We start from the raw sequence: 20,075 nt of genomic DNA, 5'->3' as shown, positions 1-20,075 counted from the left end.
TTCGAACTCGCCATCGCCGTCGCTATCGCCACCTACGGCGCCACCTCCGGCCAAGCCCTGGCCGGAGTCGTCGGCCCGCTCATCGAGGTCCCCGTCCTGGTGGCCCTGGTCTATGTGTCGCTCGCTCTGCGTAAGCGATTCCAGCCCAGCGCACGAACCGGTACCTCGACGACCGATGAGGTGATATCGCGGTGAGCGCCATCCCATCCGTGCTGTTCGTGTGTGTGAAGAACGGCGGCAAATCGCAAATGGCGGCCGGGCTGATGCGAGCCCTCGCCGGTGGACGCGTCGAGATCCATTCCGCCGGAACCGTGCCCGGCACCGCTGTCAACGCCCTGTCCGCGCAGTCGCTGCGCGAACTCGGCATCGACATCACCGGCGAGACGCCCAGATCCATCGACCCGGCACTGCTCCGAACGGTCGATCTGGTAGTGACCCTCGGTCGCGAGGCACACATCGAACCCGTCGAGGGCGTACGGATCGTCAACTGGGACATCGATGAACCGTCCGAACGCGGCATCGACGGTATCGAGCGCATGCGCTTGGTCCGCGACGATATCGCCGCCCAGGTCGAGAACCTGCTCACCGAACTCACCACACCCTCCGAGCAACGGACCACATCATGAGCGACAGCCCCCTCGCGCCCACCAACACCCGCCACGACCTGACCATCGACCAGCAGCTCGCCCTGAAAACCGCCGCCACGCAATTGCAGCGCGAGTTCGACGGCACCTTCGGCGTCGAAACGATCGAACGGTTCCTGCACTCCTCCTACGACCAGTTCGCCGGACGCGCCACCGTGATCAACTACCTGCCGCTGCTGGCCGAACGCTTCGCTCGCCAACGCCTGCACGCCCTGGCCCGCGTCGAAGGCAAAGCCCACACCGGCACCCCGACCGTGTTGTTCCTGTGCACCCACAACGCCGGACGCTCCCAGATGGCCCTCGGGTTCTTCACCCAGCTCGCCGGTGATCGGGCGGTGGCCTGGTCCGGCGGCAGCGAACCCGGCGACGAGATCAACCCCGCCGCGATCGCCGCGATGGCCGAGGTCGGCATCGACATCACCGCAGAGTTCCCCAAACCGTGGACCGAGGAGATCATCCAGGCCGCCGACGTCGTCATCACCATGGGCTGCGGCGACGCCTGTCCCCTCTATCCCGGACGCCGCTACGAGGAATGGGACCTCGACGACCCTGCCGACCTCGACATCGCCGCGATCCGCCCGATCCGCGACGAGATCGAAACCCGCGTCCGTCTGCTGCTCACCGAACTCGACCTGTCGGCCAACTGAAAGGCATCGCCGTACATGACCACCAAGCCCAGTGTGTTGTTCGTCTGTGTCCACAACGCCGGACGTTCCCAGATGGCCGCCGGATTCCTCACCCACCTCGCCGGTGACGCGATCGAGGTGCGCTCGGCCGGGAGTGCGCCCGCCGAGACGATCAACCCGTCGGCCGTCGAGGCGATGGCTGAACTCGGCATCGACATCTCCGACCAGAAACCGAAGATTCTCACCTACGATGCCGTGGAAACCTCCGATGTCGTGATCACCATGGGTTGTGGCGACACCTGCCCGTCCTTTCCCGGTGTCAGCTACCGTGACTGGGTCCTGGAAGACCCCGCAGGCAAGGGAGTCGAATCGGTGCGCCCGATCCGCGACGAGATCAAGACCCGCGTCGAAGCCCTCGTCGCCGAGCTGCTGCCGACACACGCTTGACAAAGCGCAGCACGCGGGGCGACGCAAACGAGCCTCGCGCCAACGGCAACCAGGGCGCGAGGTTTCGACCCTTCAGCGAGGAAACGCGCGGTAACGACGTCAGAATTCACCAGCGCGGTCAGCCCAGATCATGAGAAAGAACGGTCTTCCTGGATCTTTCCGTAGTTGCCCGCGGTTCCTCAGGGTGACGAACCTTACGCAGAGCCGGTGATCCGGGCGTCGTGGAGTGGTTGCGGCTGCGCAACGCGAACACTCTCTCACACTGGGCGAGCCGAACCGCCGGGCACTGCTACTCGGTCGCCCGGCGTGAGCGACCCAGTCCCGCAGGAGGTTCCAATGCTGTTCGGCTGCCGGATCGCCCGGCGCCGGCCTCGAGGGCTCGTGGACCACCGACTGCGACGGCGGCCCGATCCCACGCACCCCGAGACCGCCGAACGCGGGCGCGAAGCGGCGCATTCCGGCCCCCGGCGTCCCCAGGGAACCGCTGCCCGTCCACGGCGACGCGACGCTGTTGCGCGCGCCGGGCGGAGTCGGCGGGATCACCACCGCCGAGTCATTCCGCACACAGCCGGACTCACACAGCGGGAAGACCCTCGGCGCTACGCACTCCCGCGAGACGGGTTTACGCACCGCGTTCCCTGGATACTCCAGCGGCAACACCGCGTACGCGCTGTTCAGCGCGCTATGCGGCGTCCTGCGGCGCCCCCGGCAGGACACACAAAACATGGGCAACCGGAAAACGCCTGGTCATCGTGGATTCCTACACGGTCTAGCGACCCCGGTCCGCCTGTGCCGATCATATCGCGCGGTGAGTTAAGAGCTGACAACAGTGTGTCGCTCCGGCGCTGTCAGCTGCTCGGCAGCGCTTCGCCTACGGTGAGCGTGTGATCGACTTGCGTGCACGCCGCGACCTGCAGCGTTTGTTGCGGTGGCTACCGTTGATGTTGATCCCGATACTGTTGTTGGCCAGCACGTATCCGGGCCAGTACCGGGTGCCGACCTACTATTGGCTGCTGGCGTTGGCCGCCGCAGTGGTGTTCGTGGCGGTCGCGCGGTGGCCGTTGGTGGTCTCGGTTGTGCTGTCGTCGTTGGCGGTGCCGATGCTGCGTGCACCAGCGTGGGGTGTGTCGGGGCTGGTGCCCTATCTTGGTGCGGTTGCGCTGGTGGTCGTCATCGCCAGGACGCATCGATGGGCGACGGTGGTGGTCGCAGCTGCGGGTTGGGCGGCTGCGATCGTGCTCGGGCGGGTTGGTTTGCATGAGACTTCCATCGGGCGTGCCTATATCGCAGTCGAAGTAGCTGCCTATGCAGGAGTTCCGTTGTTGTTGGGCTTGTATCTGCGTGGTCAACGCGATCTTGCCGACAACTTGCGCAGGCAGGCCGCCGACGCCGAGGCGCGCACGCGCATCGATGAGCGCGCAGCCATGGCCAGAGAACTGCACGACGTGGTCGCTCATCACATGGCTTCGATCATTTTGCGGATCTCGGTCGCCGGACATGTTGTTCGTGGGGCGGATTCGCGCATCGTCGGGGTGCTCGACGATGTACGGGCAACCGCCGCCGACGCGCTGTCCGATATCCGCAGGCTCCTGACCGGGTTACGCGATCCAGCGCTGGGTGTGGTGGCCTTGGTTGACAGCGATGCGGTGGCCACCGAGATCGCCGCGGCCATTACCCGCGTCCGTAGTGCTGGATTCACCGTCGACGCGCAGATCGACGCCGAGCTCGGCGGGCTGGACGCGATCAATCGTCTGACGCTGTTGCGGTTGGTGCAGGAATCGCTCACTAACGTGATGAAGCACGCGGATCGCGACGTTCCGGTGATGTTTCGGATCAGCAGTGATGAGGGCGGTATCGCGATGGTCGTGCTCAACGGTGGGCGTGCCCACGGGGTGCCCCATGGGCACGGCCTCGTCGGAATGCGGGAACGTGCTGAACTCGCGGGTGGCGCACTGACCGTTGGCGCTGAGGACGATCATTGGGCCGTGCGCGCCCGGCTGTCGGTCAGCAAACGCGAAGACACCAACCTGTCGTGATCGCCGTGCTAATCAGCGGCGGCCGACGTTTCGGGTGCGCTTGTGTCGGATCGGATCCGGTGCCGGGTCGGTAGCCACCAGTTCCAGTCTCCGAGCAGTCGCATGAGGGCGGGGACGAGGACGAGGCGGATCAGGGCGGCGTCGAGGAAGACGGCGACGGCGAGGGCTAGTCCGAGTTGTTTGAGTTCGAGGATGTCGGCGGTGAGGAAGCTGGCGAAGATGGCGATCATGATCGCGGCGGCCGCGGTGATCGGGCGGGCGGTGTGGGTGAGCCCGGCGGCGACTGCGTGCTGGTTGTTGCCGGTGGCATCCCAGTATTCGCGCATGCGGCGGATGAGGAAGACCTCGTAGTCCATCGAGAGGCCGAACAGCAGGGCGAACACGACGGTGGGCAGGTAGACCTGGACGAAGCCGGGACTGGTGAAGTCGAGGAGGTTTTCGCCGAGGCCCCATTGGAATACCGCGACGGTGATGCCGAGGGCGGCGCCGGTGGCGAGCAGGTTCATCGCGATGGCCTTGACCGGCAGGGCGATGCTGCGGAACGCGGCGATGAGGAAAATCAGTGAGGCAGTCAGCACGAGGGCGACGACGAGCGGCAGTTTGGTGGTCATTTCGTCGGAGAGGTCGACGAATTCGGCGGTGCTGCCACCGATGCGGACCTCGACTCCGGCCGCGTCAGCCGCTGCGGTGCGAAGGTCGCGAATGAGGTTGGTGGCCTCCATGGAGTCGAACGCGACTGACGGGATCGCCATTGCCAGTACTCGTCCGTCGTTGAGTTGGGTGGGGAGAACGGTGGCGATGCGTTCGTCGCCGGCGATCTCGGTCAGGAATCGGTTGACCCGTTCGGGCGCGTCGCCGCTGAGTGGGGTGTCGCCAGGGCCGGTGGCGATGATTTCGACTGGTGAGAGTGCTCCGGCCGGGAAGTTGGTGGTCAGTGCGGTGGTGGCGCGTCCGGTGGGGGTGTCGTCGAGGGCGCTGGTGCCCATATCGAGGCCGTAGCGGATCCCGAATACCGGGAATGCAGCGATGACGAACACCGCTACTGCGGCCGTGCCGAACAGGACCGGTCGGCGCATGACTAGATACGCCCAGCGCGCCCAGCGACCCGGGCTGGCACCAGGAAGGTCGGTGACGCTGTCGGCGGGGCGCCAGCGGGCCGGGAGTGCGCCGCGGTTGACGGCAGGGCCCAGGACTGCGAGCAGGGCGGGAAGCAGGGTGACGGCGACGATGAGCATGCTGATGACAGCGGTGGCGACGCCGATGGCAATGCCACGGAAGATCGGTGCCTGGATGATGATCAATGCGCAGAGCGAGATCATCACCACCAGGCCCGAGACCAGAATCGTCTTGCCTGCTGTGGCCAGTGAGCGGCCGACCGCGGCCGCGATCGCGGCGTGGTCGGCGACCACGGGATGGGCGAGTTCTTCGCGGAAACGGCTGACGATGAACATCGCGTAGTCGATACCGACGCCCAGGCCGACCATGGTGGCCATGGCCACGGTCAGCGAATCGAACACGGTCACCGTGGTGAGACCGAACAACACCCCGACAGTGGTCAGCAATCCCGCGATGGCTACTCCGATCGGGACCGCCGCGGCGACCAGGGCGCCGAGCGCGAGGACGAGCAGGATGAGCGCGACCGGGATGCCGATCGCCTCGGCGCGAGTCAGATCGGCGTTCTGTAGTTCGGTGGCCGCGTTCTGCACCGCCGAATATCCGGTCAGTCCCACCTCGACGGAGTCGTCGCCCGTGGTGGCGATAGCGCCCTGCAGGTCGCGGGCGACCCTCGCGCGTTCTGCCATGTCGCCGCCGATACCGACCAGCGCGATCGCGACGTGCCCATCAGCCGAGATCTGGGATCCGGGCGGCCCGTCGTAGGGGCCGATGACATCGACCACGCCCGGCACCTCCTTGGCCGCGGTGACTGTGTGAGTCACCGCTGCACGGAAGTCGGAGTCGTCGGCGGTGAGGGCAGAGGATCTCAGCACAATGACCGCCTGCTCGGCGCCGAACTGTGGAAAGTGCTGGGCAACAAGACGATCGACCCCGGTGGACTCGGAGCCTTCGACGCCGAAGTCCATGGCACCGAGCCGGTTTTCGAGTAGTGGGTAGGCCACCGCACACACCGCCAGTAGTAGCGCCCAGATCGCCAAGACCGCGCGTCTGCGTCGGGCCATGAGAACGCCCCACCGATACAGCAGCCCTGGCGAGCCAGGTGGCAGTGGTTTCTGCCGCGACCTCTCGGTGACGGTGATCCGCTGCTGGTTCACGTGTTCTCCCTCCGTAACCGATCATCATTGATCGTCAAATGACGATGTGATCGTTGAAATGAGATTAATCACGCAAGCGGTCGATATCAATACCCTCTGCCGCTATCATCGTCGTATGGCGATTAATGAGGGCGAGGGTTGCCTCGTCGAGACGCAGGGCTTGGATCCGGCGGTGGCGTTGTTCCACAGCCTCTCGGATGGGACGCGGTTGGCGATTGTCCAGCGGTTGGCGTCCGGGGAAGCGCGGGTCGCGGATCTGATGGCCGGGCTCGGTCTGGCGCAGTCGACGGTGTCGGCGCATGTGGCGTGCCTGCGGGACTGTGGGCTGGTGGTGGGTCGTCCGCAGGGCAGGCAGGTGTTCTACAGCCTGGCCCGTCCTGAGCTGATGGATCTGCTCGCCTCGGCGGAGACCCTGCTCGCGGCGACCGGTAACGCGGTGGCGTTGTGCCCGAACTACGGCACCGACGCCACCTCCCCGACGACGGAGACCACTGCGGAGGTGCGAGCGTGAGCGACGCGTGCGGCTGCGGCCACGACGAACCCACCGCAGACGGCGAGACCGAGGAGCGGGAACCCGAAAAGCTCTGGGAGGTCAGTGAACTGCGCGCTGCCGCAGTTGCCGGTGTGCTGCTGGTGGCGGCACTGATCGTTGGCTGGACCGGCGGCCCACGCCCCGTGGAGTTGGGTTTGGAGATCGCCGCACTGCTGGTCGGTGCCTACACCTTTGTCCCGTCGACGTTCAAACGGTTGGCCAAGGGCAAGATCGGGGTCGGCACGCTGATGACGATCGCCGCGATCGGTGCGGTGATCCTGGGCGAGGTCGGCGAAGCCGCGATGCTGGCGTTCCTGTTCTCCATCAGCGAGGGCCTCGAGGAGTACGCGGTCGCCCGCACTCGCCGCGGTCTGCGCGCGCTGCTGAACCTGGTCCCCGACCGGGCCACCGTGCTGCGTGACGGCACTGAAACCGTGATCAGCCCGGCGGAGCTGCGGGTGGGGGACCGGATGCTGGTTCGCCCCGGCGAGCGTGTCGCCACCGACGGCGTGATCGTCGAAGGCCGTAGCGCGCTGGATGTTTCGGCGATCACCGGCGAATCGGTACCGGTGGAGGCAGGGCCGGGTGCGGAGGTGTTCGCGGGGTCTATCAACGGCACCGGCGTGCTGACCGTCGAGGTCACCACGACCGCTGAGGACAACTCTTTGGCGCGGATCGTACGGATCGTGGAGGCCGAGCAGGCCCGCAAGGGTGACGCCCAACGCTTGGCGGACAAGATCGCCAAACCGCTGGTGCCCGGCATCATGATCGCGGCCGCCGCGATCGCGGTGATCGGTGCGCTCTTCGGCGATCCGGTCACCTGGATCGAACGCGCGCTGGTCGTCTTGGTCGCGGCGTCACCGTGTGCGCTCGCGATCTCGGTACCGGTCACCGTGGTGGCCGCGATCGGTGCTGCGAGCAAGTTGGGTGTGCTGGTCAAGGGCGGCGCCGCGCTCGAGGCGATGGGTCGGGTGCGTGAGGTCGCGCTCGATAAGACCGGCACGCTGACCGCGAACAAGCCCGCTGTCGTCGAGATCTCGACGGTCACCGGCGTCGATCAGGAAACTGTGCTCGGTGTCGCCGCGGCGCTGGAATCGCGCAGTGAGCATCCCCTCGCTCGTGCCATCCTCGCCGCCGTCGACACCTTCGCTCCCGCGACCGACGTCGAGGCCGTCACCGGCGCCGGGTTGACCGGTCTGGTCGACGGCCGGGCGGCACGACTGGGCCGCCCGGGCTGGATAGAACCCGGTGCGCTGGCTGCCGATGTGGAGCGGATGCAGCACGCGGGGGCGACTGCGGTGCTGATCGAGCTCGACGGCCAGGTGATCGGTGCGATCGCTGTGCGCGATGAACTGCGTCCAGAGGCGGGTGAGGTCATCGACCGGTTGCATGCCCTGGGTATTCGCGTGTCGATGCTCACCGGCGACAACGCGCGCACTGCCGCCGCGCTGGCCGCCGAGGCCGGGATCGAAGACGTGCACGCGGACCTGCGCCCGGAAGACAAGGCCCGCATCGTGGCCGAACTGCGTACCGACCGGTTCACCGCGATGGTCGGCGACGGCGTCAACGACGCCCCCGCCCTGGCCACCGCCGACCTCGGTGTGGCGATGGGCGCGATGGGCACCGACGTCGCCATCGAGACCGCCGACGTGGCGCTGATGGGGGAGGACCTGCGGCACCTGCCGCGCGCGCTCGAGCACGCCCGCCGGGCCCGGCGGATCATGTTGCAGAACGTCGGCTTGTCGCTGGGGCTGATCACGATCCTGATCCCGCTGGCACTGTTCGGAATCCTCGGATTGGCGGCGGTGGTGCTGGTCCACGAGCTCGCCGAGATCGTCGTGATCGCCAACGGTGTCCGCGCAGGACGCACGAAGTCCCTGGCCTCGCTGCCCGATTCGACGGCAAAGCCCGCCCCGGCGCTGGCCGGAGCCTCCGCGTGATCGCCACCTCGTCGTCTGCTCCCACCGTTTCGCGGTGGGGGCGGCGACTGCGGTGGGCCGCAGCCGCAGCCGTGTTCGCCGGGATCGACCTCGCGCTCAAAGCATGGGCGCAGACCGCGCTGGACGGGTCGCCGATCGAGGCGGGGCCGGTGGATCTGCGGTTGGCGTTCAACCCCGGCGCCGCGTTCTCGATCGCCGCCGACGCACCGACCTGGGTGATGCTGTCGATCACCACGGTGATCACCACGGCGGTCGCGGTGGCCGGATGGGTTGTCGCACCGCGCGCGAACTTGTTCACCCGGGTCGCACTCGCCGCAATTTTGGGTGGTGCCGCTGCCAATGTCATTGACCGAGCCCCCGACGGGCTGGTCACCGACTATCTGCATACCGGCTGGTGGCCCACCTTCAACCTGGCCGACACCTTCATCGTGCTCGGCGCGACCGCCCTGATCATCACCACCCTGATCGGAAACTCCGATGAGCGAGAACAACTCTCACCCGATCGCCACACCGGCAATCGGGACTGAACCGAGCCCATCGCGTCGGTGGGCAGGGTTGGCGGCGCTGGTCGTGGCCCTGCTCACCGTGGGGCTGGACCTGATGGTCCTCAACGTCGCCCTGCCTACCCTGGCGCAAGACCTGGGCGCGAGCACCACCCAGCTGCAGTGGATCGTCAACGCCTACACGCTGGTCTTCGCCGCGCTGATGCTGCCCGCCGGTGGCTTCGGCGACCGCTACGGCCGCAAACGGCTGCTGCTGGTAGGTCTGGTCGCCTTTGTCGCCGCGTCGGCATGGGCCGCCTACAGCGGGTCCACCGGTTCGCTGATCGCCGCCCGCGCGGTCATGGGCATCGGAGCCGCGATCATCGTGCCGCTTTCACTCGGGATCCTGCCGACGCTGTTCGGTCCAGACCAGCGTCGTCGCGCGATCGCGGTGTGGGTGGGCGCACTGGGCGTCGGTTTGCCGCTGGGCCCGATCGTCGGAGGCTGGCTTTTGCAGCACTTCTGGTGGGGCTCGGTGTTTCTCATCAACGTCCCGGTCGGTGTCGCCGCTGTGGTTGCCTGCATGGTGTTGGTGCCCGAGTCGGCCGATCCGGACGCACCGCCGCTGGACTGGCTCGGGATCGTCACCGCCGTGCCCGGTACGGCGGCGGTGGTGTTCGCCGTCATCCAAGCACCCGAGTACGGGTGGGCCGACCCCATCGTGCTCGCCACTCTCACAGCCGGTGTGGTGCTGATCGTGGGATTTGTGATGTGGGAACGGCGGGCCCGCCACCCTCTGGTCGATCTGGCACTGTTCGCCGATCCCGCCTTCACCTGGCCCACGCTGGCCGCTACTGCGGGGACCTTCACCCTTGTCGGAGTGCTGTTCGTGCTGCCGCAATACTTGCAGATCCTGCGCCATCACGACGCCTTCGGCACCGGACTGCGCTTGGTTCCGTTGGTGCTGGCGATCATCGTCGCCGCGGCCGCGGTCGACAAGATCGTCACCCGCGTCGGCGCGAAAGTCCCGATCGTCACCGGAATGGTAATCGCGTCAGCTGGTTTCGTGCTCGCGTCCCGTATCACCGTTGACACCGGCTACGGCTATGTGGCGACGTGCCTCGCGGTTATCGGCTTGGGCGCAGGGCTGGCGTTGGCACCGGCGGTCGACGCGGTCATGGCGAGCTTGCCCGAACACCGCAGCGCCGCGGGAGCCGGTTTGCTGATGGCCATCCGACAGGTCGGGGCCGCGTTCAGCGTCGCCATCCTGGGCACCCTGCTCACCGTCGTCTACACCCGCGACCTCGACCCCCACCTGAACGGGCTACCCGAGGCCGTGGTCGGCGCGGCACGCGACAACATCGCTGGAGCACAACTGGTCGCGACCGGGCTTCCTGACCCAGCTGGTGCCGACCTTACCGCCACCAGCGCCCACGCCTACACCGAAGCTATATCTGCGGTGTTCCTGGCCAGCGCCGCTGTCAGCGCCCTGCTCGCCGCGGCCATCGCCGCCAAGCTCCCCAAACAGACACCCTCGCCGGGGCGAACATCACCGGCGCCCAGCCCGCGATGAGGTAGACAGTCGGTAGCCAGCCGCGAGGGTGCAGCCCGACAACGCACGTCCGCCCAATCACTGTGTGCTCCCCGAGAAAGGCCTCCACGCCAATGGTTACCACGATCTTGCAGGCCATCGGGCTCTTCCTGGTGACCAACATCGACGACATCATCGTGCTGTCCCTGTTCTTCGCCCGCGGCGCGGGGACTCGCGGAACCACCCTCGCCATCGCAACGGGGCAATATCTCGGTTTCGGCGCGATCCTCGCCGCGTCCATCCTCGTCGCGCTCGGTGTGACCGCGTTGCTGCCGGAACACGCTATCGCCTACTTCGGGCTGATACCGCTGCTGCTCGGTTTGCTCGCCGCATGGCGAGCGTGGCGAAACCACGACGACGACGATCGGGTCGAGGGCAAGAAGGTGGCGGTGTGGACGGTTGCCGCGGTGACCTTCGCCAACGGAGGCGACAACATCGGCGTCTATGTCCCTGTCTTCGCCACCGTGGGAACGGCGGCGATTTTCGCCTACTCGGTCGTGTTCCTGCTGTTGGTCGGGGTGTTGGTGCTCGCCGCGAAGTTCCTCACCACCCGCAAGGGCATTGCCGAGATCTTGGAGCGGTGGGAACACATACTCTTTCCGCTCGTTCTGGTCGTTCTCGGAATTGTCATCCTCGTCAGCGGCGGCGCGTTCGGCCTCTGACCGCCCACCACCCTGTTTACACACGAGATCACCAAGAGGGAGGACGCGAGGTGACCTGTCTGTGCCCGTGCTCGTGTTGTCGATTGCTGTCCGGGAACGACCGGACATGGCGCGTGCGGAGGTGAGCGCTCCCGAGCACCGATGGTCCGGCGGGGTTTCGTTGACTCCCGGGCTCATGACATTCACCGGCGAGATCGGCGACGCAGCTGCCCACGCGCACGCCGCCGTGCAGGTGCTCTTCGTCGCACGAGGGAGACTGACCCTCGCCGACGCGGCCGGACACACCACGCCCGCGCTCGCCGCGATTATCCCACCCGGTGTAGTCCACCAGGTCAGTACCGAACCGGGCACCAGCGGATTCCTCGCGTTCCTCGATCCCGACAGCGTGACCGCCCACGCGGCACTGGCCCGACTGGGCGGGCAACCGCGCCACGCAGTCACCAGCTGGGTCAGCGTCGCTGCGCCCCTACCGGCTCCGCCGGGCGGCGGTCCGGTCACCAGATCGGTGCGCCGGGCCTCGCACCCTGTCGTGGCCGAGGCGCTGCGCCGGGCGACCTGCTGGGTGGGAGGTCCACCCTCGCTGGGCGAACTCGCCGCCGACATCGGGATTTCGGCGAGCCGCCTCTCCCATATTTTCACCGCGCAGGTGGGATTGCCGTATGTGGCGTGGCGGCGGTGGGTACGCCTGCAGCTCGGATTCGCTGTCGTGCGTGAAGGCGGTTCCCTCACCGAAGCCGCGCACACAGCGGGGTTCGCCGACAGCGCCCACCTCACTCGCACCTGCCGCGATCTGATCGGCATCTCTCCGACCGAAGCACTCGTCGCCACCGGATGGCGGCCACCACCCCCACGCGAGCGAGTCACCACCGAATCACGCTGATGGCAGCGCGCGAACTACCTCACGGTCCGGCCACCGGCACCTCGCCGGGCCCAACTTCTGGCGTATCAGCCAGCGCCGGAGCCGGAACCTGTGCGGGCTCTGCCGGTAGCGGTGCAGGTGCTGGTGGAGTGTCTGCTGTTGCCGGCGTGGGAGTGGCCGGCGGCCTCGGATGATCGGAACCTGGCTGGGGCAGCCCCAGTGTGGTGACGACACCGGTCGCCTCGTTGAACACCAACGACCCGCGACCGAAATCGACCCGCACGCCACCCGGGACCGGGTACTCGTTGCTGCGCGGCGTGCCCAGCACGCCGTTGTCCCCGCCGAGCTGGGCGAACCGTTGCCCGATGCGCCCGGCGACTTCATAGACCTGACCGTCGGGGGCTTGGAACAGGTAACCGTTGACGAACCTGGCATACTGCCCGCCCTCGGCGGTGGGCACCGGCTCCGAGGCGGCCAACCCCAGCCGCCCCTGCGGTCCACCGGCATCGACCCAACGCCGAGCCAACATATTGTGGTCGACCAGATCCAACAGCTTGCCCGTCAACGCCGCCAGCGCCGACACGTCGGCATCAACATCAGGATCGGGTTGCGCGGGCACCGGCACCGAAGCCTGTCTCGGCCCCGCACCCGAACCCACACCCGCAGCGATCGAACGGATACGGTCCATCAGCGCATAGGCGGCATCCCCGGCGCAGGTGGTGTTACCGACATCGCGATGAGAGAACACCACCGGTAACTGCACCTGTTCACCCTCGCCATACGGAGTGAACTCGGTGCCCTCGGAGATCATCGTGGTGGTCCCCCGCGGATCCAAACCCGCGACGCGAGCACGCCATCCGACGAACTGACCCATCGCGGTGATCGCCGCCTGGGTCGGGTCCTCGGATTCGTGATTGCCCATGAACGCCACTCCAGCGGTGTTTTCGTTGAAACCACCGGTGTGCGCGCCCTGCACTGGCTCGTCCAAACCGCCGAAATGGCCTTCGAAGATTTGGCCGTATTTGTCCACCAGTGCGTGGTAGCCGATATCGCACCAGCCCAACGTTTCGGCGTGGTAGGCGTAGATCCCGCGCACGATCGCCGCGGACTCGGCCTTGCTGTAGTCGTTGCGGCCCGCGGTGTGATGCACCACGATCCCGCCCAGGCCGTCGTCGTAGGTTGGATCCTCACACCGGATCGATTCGTCGGCGCCCCACTGCGCGCGGCTGATCACCCGTGGCCCGCCACCAGCCAGCGGTGCCGCGATCGCCGACAGGTTCTCCTCACTACGGCCGGGATCGAGCAACACCGCGCTCATCTGCGGGACTGCGGGACCGAGATGGTCCGGGCCCGCGACCGGGGCCGGTCCCCGTGATCCGGGCTCCGCTGTGTCGGTTAGCTTGCGCGTGCTCAGGATTTGCACCGCGTCGGTGTCACCGACATAGACCGGTTCACTACCCTGCATGCGGCCCGGACCGGGGCGGCGAGCCGAAACACTGTCGTCGGTCCCGGCCTCGAACCACGGACCCCAGGAACTGTCGAGTTGGCGGGCCCGCACCATCGTGGTGACACCCGCGAGATCCGGCGCGGTCAACCCGACCATGCTGAAACGACTCCCGTTGGTGAGCTCAGTGACCTGGGCGCCGACCCGATCTGCCAAGTGCTCGGGCACCACACCTGGATCCAACGCCGGGGTCCGCGCCGATATCGGCGCAGTCCCCTCGTCGGTGACGAACCCGATCGGCCCGACCCGGGAACCCTCCGGCAGCGGCGGGGCGCCGGGCACGAGCCGAAGATCCGCGACCTTCAGGTCCGGTAACTGCATGCCGGCCAGCTCGCGCAACGGCAACACGACCCTCGGCGCCCCAGCCAACCCGATCTGGGTCGTCGCAGTAGGCCGGAGCCGATCGGTTTCACTGTCGTTGGAGAACCGGTACTGTCCGTCACCACCGAGGAAACCGGCCGCGACCGGCGCCGCGACCACAGCGACCGCGACCAGGGGAAGCACATAGCTTCGTTTGCGGGTGTAGTTCGGCACGAATACTCCTACGTCAGTAGAAACCACGATGGCGGGCCCGGATCATGCGTCCGAACCGGCACCACCGATCACACCAGCCACAGCCACCTCAAAGAATGAAGTGTTACTTGAGACTGTAGCCAGGGTGTAGCCGTACTTCGGTGCGACACCCGGGGCATCCGCTTGATCGATGAGGCGTCACCGGCGCGGAGAGTCAGCTGATTTCTTCAAGCCCGGCCTATTGCCTGGGCGCGAAGCTGAATCCGTGTCCACGCTCATCTTTGCCCTCGTCCGCTTCGGCTATGCGCCGTTGATGCTGCTCGGCATCAACGGTGCCGGTGTCGCCCTGGCCGCCGCCGGTGCCAACAAACTGTGGCTGCTCGCCTTACTCGGGATCGCGGTGGCGGTGTCGTTCACCGCCGAAGCGGTTCTGCCGTACCGGGCGGACTGGAACACCTCCCACGGTGATACCGGCCGCGACACCGCACACGGCTTCGTCAACGAAACCCTCATCCTGGGCAGCGTCGCCGCCATCCCCGCACTGGCCGCGCTGATTCCTGGTGACGGGATCTGGCCTGGCAGTTGGCCTTTCATTGTCCAGGTGCTGATCGCGATACTCGTCGCCGACTTCGGTATCACCCTGGCTCACTACGCCAGCCACAAGATCGCGATCCTGTGGCGATTCCACGCCGTACACCACAGCGTGCAACGGTTCTACGGCCTCAACGGCCTCATGAAACACCCGCTGCACCAAACCGTCGAGATGACCGCCGGAGTCACACCGCTCCTGCTGGTCGGGATCCCGGTCCCGGTCGCGGCGGCATTATCGCTAGCGGTGGCGGTGCAACTGTTGCTGCAACACTCCAACGCCGACTATCGCGTCGGCCCGCTCAGATACGTTCTGGCGCTCAACGAAGGCCACCGTTTCCACCACCTCAAATGGGCAGGTATCGGTGACGTCAACTTCGGGTTGTTCACCCTGATCTGGGATCACCTGCTGCGCACCTACAGCTACGACCCGCACCGACGGTTCTCCAGCGCAGACCTCGGCATGGCAGCCAAACCCGACTACCCCAGTGGCTACCTCGCCCAACTCGCCGAACCCTTCACCCGTCACGGCACCGTCCAGCCCAGCCCGGAGGCGACGGCTGTGCTCGGCGCCGCCGAACAGGCGAAGAAAGCCTAACGCTCACCGCTCAACACGAAGGAGCACCCCAATGGCGAAGATTCCCGACGCTGCCCGTGCCCGCCACCACGAAGAGATGCAGGCCGCGAACACCACCACCGACCCGGCACGACGCTGGAGCCATCTCGAACGAGCCCACATCCTGTCCCAACCCGATCCCTGGCTGCACACCGCCAACCACGTCGCCATGTTCGCCCTCGCGGTACGTCAACGCGACCGGCGCGAAGCCTTCGGGCAGGTCATCCGGATCATCGTCGCCGCACCAGGGTCGCTGGCCGGGCTCGCCCCGGAAGGCAACACCGGCCGTGCCGATGTCGGATTGCGCCAAACCATGACCACTCCGCCTGATCTCGCCGCGTTGCTGGAGTCGAGCTGATCCGGTAGCCACCCGGTCAGGCGGTGTCTCGATACGGGCGACTCGTTTGGCCGCGGTGGGTTGGGCGAGGTGTCAGGTCCGGGTCGAGTCCAGCGCGGCCAGTGCTGCGTGCAGCCGGGTGGTGGCCTCGTCGGCGACGGTGTCGAAGGCGGGTTGGTCGGTCACCTGGACCATCAGTTGAGGGTTCATGGCTTCGACGATGATGGTGTCGGGGTCGGTCCGGTCGCGGCGGACCACCACGTTGCAGGGCAGCAGGAGTCCGATCTGGCGGTTGGTCTCGACCGCGCGGTGGGCCAGGGGCGGGTTGCAGGCGCCGAGGATGCGGTAGTCCTCCATGTCGTGGCCGAGTTTGGCTTTGAGGGTGGCTCGCATGTCGATCTCGGTGAGGATGCCGAATCCTTGCTCGGCCAGCGCGGTTCGGGTGCGTTCGATTGCGTCGTCGAAGGTGGTGTGCAGGCTCGTCGAGAGGGCTAGGTCCATCATGTGCTCCGATCCGAGACGAGTGGTCAGGCGGTAGGGGTTGGGCAGGACGCGTCGGCGAGGCCGAACCGGCGCATCACCAGGGTGGCCGGGCACCAGCCCATCGCGCTGTAGAGCAGCAGATTCGCCCCGACCAAGGCGGTCAGGATCAACCACCAGGGCGACAGGGTCGTGCTCAGCAGTGCGCTGAGCAGGACCAGGGTTCCGGCCAGGGCCGGGACGAGGCGGGTGATGGTCCATTCGCGCGGTCGCGGTGGCAGTGCCATCGGCGGGAGTCCTTTCGGTGAGTGCCAGACCCCGGGCGTGTGTTGGGGGTCAGGCCAGGGCGAGGAAGAGTTTTTCCAGTTCCTCGATGCTGAGGGGTGCGCGCTCACCGTCGGGGGTTTCGGTGAGGCATTCGCGCAGACCGGTGGCGACGATCTTGAATCCGGCGCGGTCGAGGGCTTTGGAGACCGCGGCGAGTTGGGTGACCACGTCCTTGCAGTCGCGCCCGGCCTCGATCATGGCGATCACCCCGGCCAGTTGGCCTTGCGCGCGGCGCAGCCGGTTGAGGACCTGCGCGATTTCGTCGTCGTTGCCGATCATGATGTGTCCCTTTCTCGGATCCTCACCCCACAATACCCCCAGGGGTATCTGAAGTGAGGATCCGGGAGAGGGGTCGGTGTCGCTGGGTCAGTGGTGGGCGAAGCTGATGGCGGGCAGAACCCGGTGCAACCACGCCGGGCTCCACCAGGCCGCGTGCCCGGTCAGGCGCAGGATCACCGGCAGCAATACCAGTCGAACCAGCAGCGCGTCGAGCAGCACCGCCACACCCAGGATGATGCCCATCTCCTTCGGCGGCAGCGGCTCGGCCAGGGCGAAGGTGAAGAACACCGCCACCATCACCGCCGCGGCGGCGAAAATGACCCGCCCGGAATGCGCCAGCCCGTCCAGGTGCGCGGCGTGTGGGTCGCCTGTGCGTTCGTAATGCTCCTTGGCGGTAGCCAACAGGAACACCGTGTAGTCCATGGCTATGGCGAAGATCATCGCGAAGAAGAACACCGGCCCCCACCCGTCCAGGAACCCTTGCGGGGTGAAACCGAGCAGCCCGGCACCGTGCCCGTCCTGGAAGATCAGCTTGGCCACCCCGAACGCGGCCGCGGTCGAGAGCAAGCTGACCAGGGTGCCCAGGGCCGCGATCAGCGGAGCCCGCAACGCGATCAGCAACAGCACGAACCCCAGGATCAGGATGACCGCCACCACGATGGGCAGGTAGTCGTTCAGGGCTTGTTGCAGGTCGAGGTTCTCCGCCGCCGCACCACCAACGACGGCGTTCTCGGGTAGATCGGCGCGCAGACGGTCCAGGATCTGGGCCATCTGCGGTGCGGACGGATCCACCGCGGGCATCGCCTGCATCATCACCAGGTCGGCGCCGTCGGCGGCGGGCTGGGGTGGGGTGAGCATGAGGATGCCGTCGCTGGCGCGCGCGATGGTCGCGGTGGTCTCGGCCTCGGCGGCGGGAGCGATGATCGAGAGCATGCCCGGGGCTCCAGGTCCGAACTGCTGCTGAATCAGTTCATAGCCTTGGCGCACGGGGGCCTCGGCGGGCACCACCGTGATCGAGGGCATCGCGGTCTTGAGCCCGAACATCGGTATCGCCAACCCGATCAGGATGGTCAGCGCCACCGCAGCGAGGGGCCACGGGTGCTTGTGCAGGATCTGACCCCAGCGTGCGAACACCGGGGAGCGGTGCTGCTGACGGCGCGCGTACGGCAACGCCGCAGCGTTGACCTTGCCACCGAGCGCTCCGAGCGCGGCGGGCAGCAGGGTCAGGGTCGCGGCCAGCACGAACACCACCGCGAGCATGATCCCCACGGCCATGGTCCGCACCGCGGGGGCGGGCACGATCAGCACCGCCGACAAGCTCACCAGAACCGTCAACCCCGAGAGCAGGACCGCCTTGCCGGCGGTGTCCATGGTCTCGGCGACCGCGGCGCGGGGATCGCCCGTGCGGGCCAGGGCGTCGCGGAAGCGAGCCACCAGGAACAACGCGTAGTCGATGCCCAGGGCCAGGGCGAACATCATGGCGAAGTTCATCGCCCACACCGAGATCGGGGTGATCTGGTTCAGCAACACCAGCCCACCCGCGGAGGCGACCAGGCCCGCCAGGGTCAGCAGCAACGGCAGCCCGGCAGCGACCAGTGACCCGAACGCGAGCACCATGATCGCCAAAGTGACCGGCCACGAGTACATCTCGGCCTTGATCATCGCGTCGTGGTTGGCGACGTTGAAATCGCTCCACAACGCCGAGGCCCCGGTCGGGTAGACCTCGATCCCGTCCTGGGACAGCGCGCTCAACGCGTCCTTGTGTTCGTCGACGGCCTTGACCATGTCGTCGGTGGAGGCGTTTGCGCCCGCGATCACGATTCCGGTGTGCTCATCAGGGCTGATCGTGAATCCGGGCTGCGGGGCGATCACCTGCGCGATCCGCTCGTCACCGGCGAACACCGCGGTGACCTGCTCGACCGTACGGGTCATCGCCGGATCGCCGATCCTGGCGGCCTCGGAATGGATCACCACCTGCACCGCGGCCGAGGAATTGCCGCCGAAGTGTCGCTGGGCCAGTTCGCGTGCGCGTACCGATTCCGAGCCGTTGGCCTGCCATCCCGCCCCGGCCAGAGAGGTGAACACGCTAGGCGCGGCGGCTCCGAGTGCGATCAGCACCAGCAACCACACCCCGATCACCGCCTTGGTGCGCCCGGCCATGAACGCACCCCACCGGCCCAGCGCACCGGAGTGCCCGGTGCCGTGGTGAGCGGGTTCGGTGACAGCGAGTTTCGTGTCCACCATTCCACCTTTCGTAAATACCCTAGGGGGTATACCTCGTGTCGAGACGAAGATACCCGAGGGGGTATTGGCGGGCGCATCCCGCCCCCTACTCGCGGCAACCAACTGCAGCCTCATGGGCATCGTCGAGTTCATGCGAGCCACCGCCGGGGACTGGGCTGTATCGCTGCCGAAATCGACCTGCATCTTGATCCGGCGTGCCCGTTCGCGTGGGTGCCCTGCTGGTTGCTGCTCGCTGCTGCCTACGACGGCCCGCATACGGTGCGACTGCGGCACTTATGCACGGCCGTGCTCAACGAAAGCGACGACGTGGACGCCGATCATTGAGCGCTCACGCCGCCTGGGCCGAGTGTTCGCCGCAGCCCGACCGACGGACTCGGGTCTGTGACCAGATCAGCCCCACGCCGACCCCGCGGGACCTGGACGCGCTGGCGGCACCAAGCCGCTACCTAGAGAGTTCAGGGGTTTTCCCGATAGTGACTGTTGGAGATGCAGCGCAGACTGGGACTCACCCGACGGACCACCGAACAGAGGCATCATGCAGCAGCCGAGCATCGACCGCATCGCCGCGGTTTTCGACAGAAACGCCACACGTTACGACCGCCAGATCGGCGCGTTCGAGCGATTTATGCTCGGTGACGCGCGTGGTTGGGCCGTGGGTCATGCCAGGGGACGGGTCCTTGAACTTGCCGTAGGCACTGGGTTGAACTTGCCCCGCTATGGCAGCGAGGTGGAACGGGTCATCGGCCTCGACGTCTCCCAAGGTGTCCTCGATATCGCTCGACAGCGCCCGCACCGCCAGGATCTCGCGGTGCAGCTCCGTCTGGGTGACGTGCAGGACCTCGATGTTCCTGACTCGAGCGTCGATACGGTGGTATCGACCTACACTTTCTGCACCATTCCCGACCCGGGACGTGCCTGTGCGCAGGCGTACCGGGCGCTGATCCCGGGTGGGGTTTTCGTGCTCGCTGAGCACGGACCATCCACCTCAGCACCGGCTCGGCTCGGTCAAGTCCAAATGCGTGGTGTATCGAAGTGATCGCCGCGTGACCGCTGCCGGTCAGGCGGTCAACGCTGCGGGATCCTCCTGTTCATCGCTGG

20 protein-coding genes are annotated in these 20,075 nt (G+C 66.9%); 14 read left to right on the top strand and 6 right to left on the bottom strand.

Translation table 11 applies throughout. The features are described from left to right. The 5 genes from DFR74_RS34325 to DFR74_RS34305 all read left to right on the top strand — a co-directional run. On the top strand, positions 1–195 hold a 195-nt coding region (locus DFR74_RS34325), incomplete at its 5' end, for an arsenic resistance protein (protein WP_411720574.1). Then, complete coding sequence (locus tag DFR74_RS34320; protein ID WP_084538278.1) at positions 192–626, top strand: arsenate-mycothiol transferase ArsC; 435 nt, start codon at positions 192–194, stop codon at positions 624–626. The genes DFR74_RS34325 and DFR74_RS34320, both read left to right, overlap by 4 nt. Then, positions 623–1,291 carry an arsenate reductase ArsC gene (locus tag DFR74_RS34315; RefSeq protein ID WP_113975412.1) on the top strand — a complete coding sequence of 223 codons (669 nt, stop codon included), beginning with the start codon at positions 623–625 and terminating at the stop codon, positions 1,289–1,291. The genes DFR74_RS34320 and DFR74_RS34315 overlap by 4 nt, the downstream gene beginning before the upstream one ends. A gap of 15 nt (positions 1,292–1,306) precedes the next feature. Next, positions 1,307–1,717 (top strand): arsenate reductase ArsC, encoded by a 411-nt coding sequence (locus DFR74_RS34310; RefSeq protein ID WP_067514405.1) that lies wholly within the window; start codon positions 1,307–1,309, stop codon positions 1,715–1,717. Between the two features lie 884 nt (positions 1,718–2,601). Then, positions 2,602–3,753 carry a sensor histidine kinase gene (locus DFR74_RS34305; RefSeq protein WP_082392796.1) on the top strand — a complete coding sequence of 384 codons (1,152 nt, stop codon included), beginning with the start codon at positions 2,602–2,604 and terminating at the stop codon, positions 3,751–3,753. A gap of 8 nt (positions 3,754–3,761) precedes the next feature. Here the strand turns inward: DFR74_RS34305 and DFR74_RS34300 are convergent, their stop codons facing one another. Then, positions 3,762–5,930 (bottom strand): MMPL family transporter, encoded by a 2,169-nt coding sequence (locus DFR74_RS34300; RefSeq protein WP_082857933.1) that lies wholly within the window; start codon positions 5,928–5,930, stop codon positions 3,762–3,764. Between the two features lie 208 nt (positions 5,931–6,138). Here DFR74_RS34300 and DFR74_RS34295 point away from each other — a divergent pair, with 208 nt between their 5' ends. From DFR74_RS34295 to DFR74_RS34270, 6 genes are all read left to right on the top strand, one after another. Then, on the top strand, positions 6,139–6,534 hold the full coding sequence (locus DFR74_RS34295; protein ID WP_054811719.1) for an ArsR/SmtB family transcription factor: 396 nt from the start codon (positions 6,139–6,141) through the stop codon (positions 6,532–6,534). After that, positions 6,531–8,495 (top strand): heavy metal translocating P-type ATPase, encoded by a 1,965-nt coding sequence (locus DFR74_RS34290; RefSeq protein ID WP_054811718.1) that lies wholly within the window; start codon positions 6,531–6,533, stop codon positions 8,493–8,495. The genes DFR74_RS34295 and DFR74_RS34290 overlap by 4 nt, the downstream gene beginning before the upstream one ends. Beyond that, a complete protein-coding gene (gene lspA, locus DFR74_RS34285; protein WP_054811717.1) occupies positions 8,492–9,022 on the top strand; it encodes a signal peptidase II in 531 nt (176 codons plus the stop codon). The genes DFR74_RS34290 and lspA overlap by 4 nt, the downstream gene beginning before the upstream one ends. A gap of 28 nt (positions 9,023–9,050) precedes the next feature. Continuing rightward, the gene (locus tag DFR74_RS34280; RefSeq protein WP_223518920.1) at positions 9,051–10,550 is read left to right on the top strand and encodes an MFS transporter; all 1,500 of its coding nucleotides are present in this window, start codon (positions 9,051–9,053) and stop codon (positions 10,548–10,550) included. Between the two features lie 92 nt (positions 10,551–10,642). Then, the gene (locus tag DFR74_RS34275) at positions 10,643–11,230 is read left to right on the top strand and encodes a cadmium resistance transporter (protein ID WP_054811715.1); all 588 of its coding nucleotides are present in this window, start codon (positions 10,643–10,645) and stop codon (positions 11,228–11,230) included. A gap of 175 nt (positions 11,231–11,405) precedes the next feature. Continuing rightward, positions 11,406–12,110 carry an AraC family transcriptional regulator gene (locus DFR74_RS34270; RefSeq protein ID WP_228787576.1) on the top strand — a complete coding sequence of 235 codons (705 nt, stop codon included), beginning with the start codon at positions 11,406–11,408 and terminating at the stop codon, positions 12,108–12,110. Between the two features lie 19 nt (positions 12,111–12,129). On the opposite strand, the gene DFR74_RS34265 is transcribed toward DFR74_RS34270, so the two are convergent. After that, positions 12,130–13,914: an N-acetylmuramoyl-L-alanine amidase gene (locus tag DFR74_RS34265; protein WP_228790489.1), complete on the bottom strand. Its 1,785-nt coding sequence runs from the start codon at positions 13,912–13,914 to the stop codon at positions 12,130–12,132. A gap of 505 nt (positions 13,915–14,419) precedes the next feature. Between DFR74_RS34265 and DFR74_RS34260 the strand changes: the two genes are divergently transcribed. Together DFR74_RS34260 and DFR74_RS34255 are read left to right on the top strand one after the other, a co-directional pair. Beyond that, positions 14,420–15,292, top strand: coding sequence for a sterol desaturase family protein (locus DFR74_RS34260; protein ID WP_054811713.1), 873 nt, complete (start codon positions 14,420–14,422; stop codon positions 15,290–15,292). Positions 15,293–15,323: 31 nt separating this feature from the next. Then, positions 15,324–15,668: a DUF3703 domain-containing protein gene (locus DFR74_RS34255; RefSeq protein ID WP_054811712.1), complete on the top strand. Its 345-nt coding sequence runs from the start codon at positions 15,324–15,326 to the stop codon at positions 15,666–15,668. A 72-nt stretch (positions 15,669–15,740) separates the two neighbouring features. Here the strand turns inward: DFR74_RS34255 and DFR74_RS34250 are convergent, their stop codons facing one another. The 4 genes from DFR74_RS34250 to DFR74_RS34235 all read right to left on the bottom strand — a co-directional run bounded on the left by DFR74_RS34250 (position 15,741) and on the right by DFR74_RS34235 (position 18,977). Continuing rightward, on the bottom strand, positions 15,741–16,148 hold the full coding sequence (locus tag DFR74_RS34250) for a DUF302 domain-containing protein (protein WP_054811731.1): 408 nt from the start codon (positions 16,146–16,148) through the stop codon (positions 15,741–15,743). Between the two features lie 26 nt (positions 16,149–16,174). After that, positions 16,175–16,414, bottom strand: coding sequence for a YgaP family membrane protein (locus tag DFR74_RS34245; protein WP_054811711.1), 240 nt, complete (start codon positions 16,412–16,414; stop codon positions 16,175–16,177). A gap of 49 nt (positions 16,415–16,463) precedes the next feature. Beyond that, on the bottom strand, positions 16,464–16,733 hold the full coding sequence (locus DFR74_RS34240) for a metal-sensitive transcriptional regulator (RefSeq protein ID WP_054811710.1): 270 nt from the start codon (positions 16,731–16,733) through the stop codon (positions 16,464–16,466). Between the two features lie 87 nt (positions 16,734–16,820). Continuing rightward, positions 16,821–18,977, bottom strand: a complete 2,157-nt coding sequence (locus DFR74_RS34235; protein WP_054811709.1) for an MMPL family transporter — start codon at positions 18,975–18,977, stop codon at positions 16,821–16,823. 535 nt (positions 18,978–19,512) lie between these two features. Between DFR74_RS34235 and DFR74_RS34225 the strand changes: the two genes are divergently transcribed. After that, positions 19,513–20,013, top strand: a complete 501-nt coding sequence (locus tag DFR74_RS34225) for a class I SAM-dependent methyltransferase (RefSeq protein ID WP_082392789.1) — start codon at positions 19,513–19,515, stop codon at positions 20,011–20,013. Positions 20,014–20,075: the final 62 nt, after the last annotated feature.

It is taken from the genome of Nocardia puris, assembly GCF_003315035.1.
Lineage (GTDB): Bacteria > Actinomycetota > Actinomycetes > Mycobacteriales > Mycobacteriaceae > Nocardia > Nocardia puris.
This window is presented reverse-complemented; position numbering and strand designations above follow the sequence as displayed.

Coding starts and splice junctions, on each gene's coding strand:
- DFR74_RS34315 (WP_113975412.1), top strand. CDS start 623: ATGAGCGACAGCCCCCTCGCGCCCACCAACACCCGCCACGACCTGACC.
- DFR74_RS34310 (WP_067514405.1), top strand. CDS start 1,307: ATGACCACCAAGCCCAGTGTGTTGTTCGTCTGTGTCCACAACGCCGGA.
- DFR74_RS34300 (WP_082857933.1), bottom strand. CDS start 5,930: ATGGCCCGACGCAGACGCGCGGTCTTGGCGATCTGGGCGCTACTACTG.
- DFR74_RS34295 (WP_054811719.1), top strand. CDS start 6,139: ATGGCGATTAATGAGGGCGAGGGTTGCCTCGTCGAGACGCAGGGCTTG.
- DFR74_RS34275 (WP_054811715.1), top strand. CDS start 10,643: ATGGTTACCACGATCTTGCAGGCCATCGGGCTCTTCCTGGTGACCAAC.
- DFR74_RS34270 (WP_228787576.1), top strand. CDS start 11,406: ATGACATTCACCGGCGAGATCGGCGACGCAGCTGCCCACGCGCACGCC.
- DFR74_RS34265 (WP_228790489.1), bottom strand. CDS start 13,914: ATGCAGTTACCGGACCTGAAGGTCGCGGATCTTCGGCTCGTGCCCGGC.
- DFR74_RS34260 (WP_054811713.1), top strand. CDS start 14,420: ATGCTGCTCGGCATCAACGGTGCCGGTGTCGCCCTGGCCGCCGCCGGT.
- DFR74_RS34255 (WP_054811712.1), top strand. CDS start 15,324: ATGGCGAAGATTCCCGACGCTGCCCGTGCCCGCCACCACGAAGAGATG.
- DFR74_RS34250 (WP_054811731.1), bottom strand. CDS start 16,148: ATGGACCTAGCCCTCTCGACGAGCCTGCACACCACCTTCGACGACGCA.
- DFR74_RS34245 (WP_054811711.1), bottom strand. CDS start 16,414: ATGGCACTGCCACCGCGACCGCGCGAATGGACCATCACCCGCCTCGTC.
- DFR74_RS34240 (WP_054811710.1), bottom strand. CDS start 16,733: ATGATCGGCAACGACGACGAAATCGCGCAGGTCCTCAACCGGCTGCGC.
- DFR74_RS34235 (WP_054811709.1), bottom strand. CDS start 18,977: ATGGTGGACACGAAACTCGCTGTCACCGAACCCGCTCACCACGGCACC.
- DFR74_RS34225 (WP_082392789.1), top strand. CDS start 19,513: ATGCAGCAGCCGAGCATCGACCGCATCGCCGCGGTTTTCGACAGAAAC.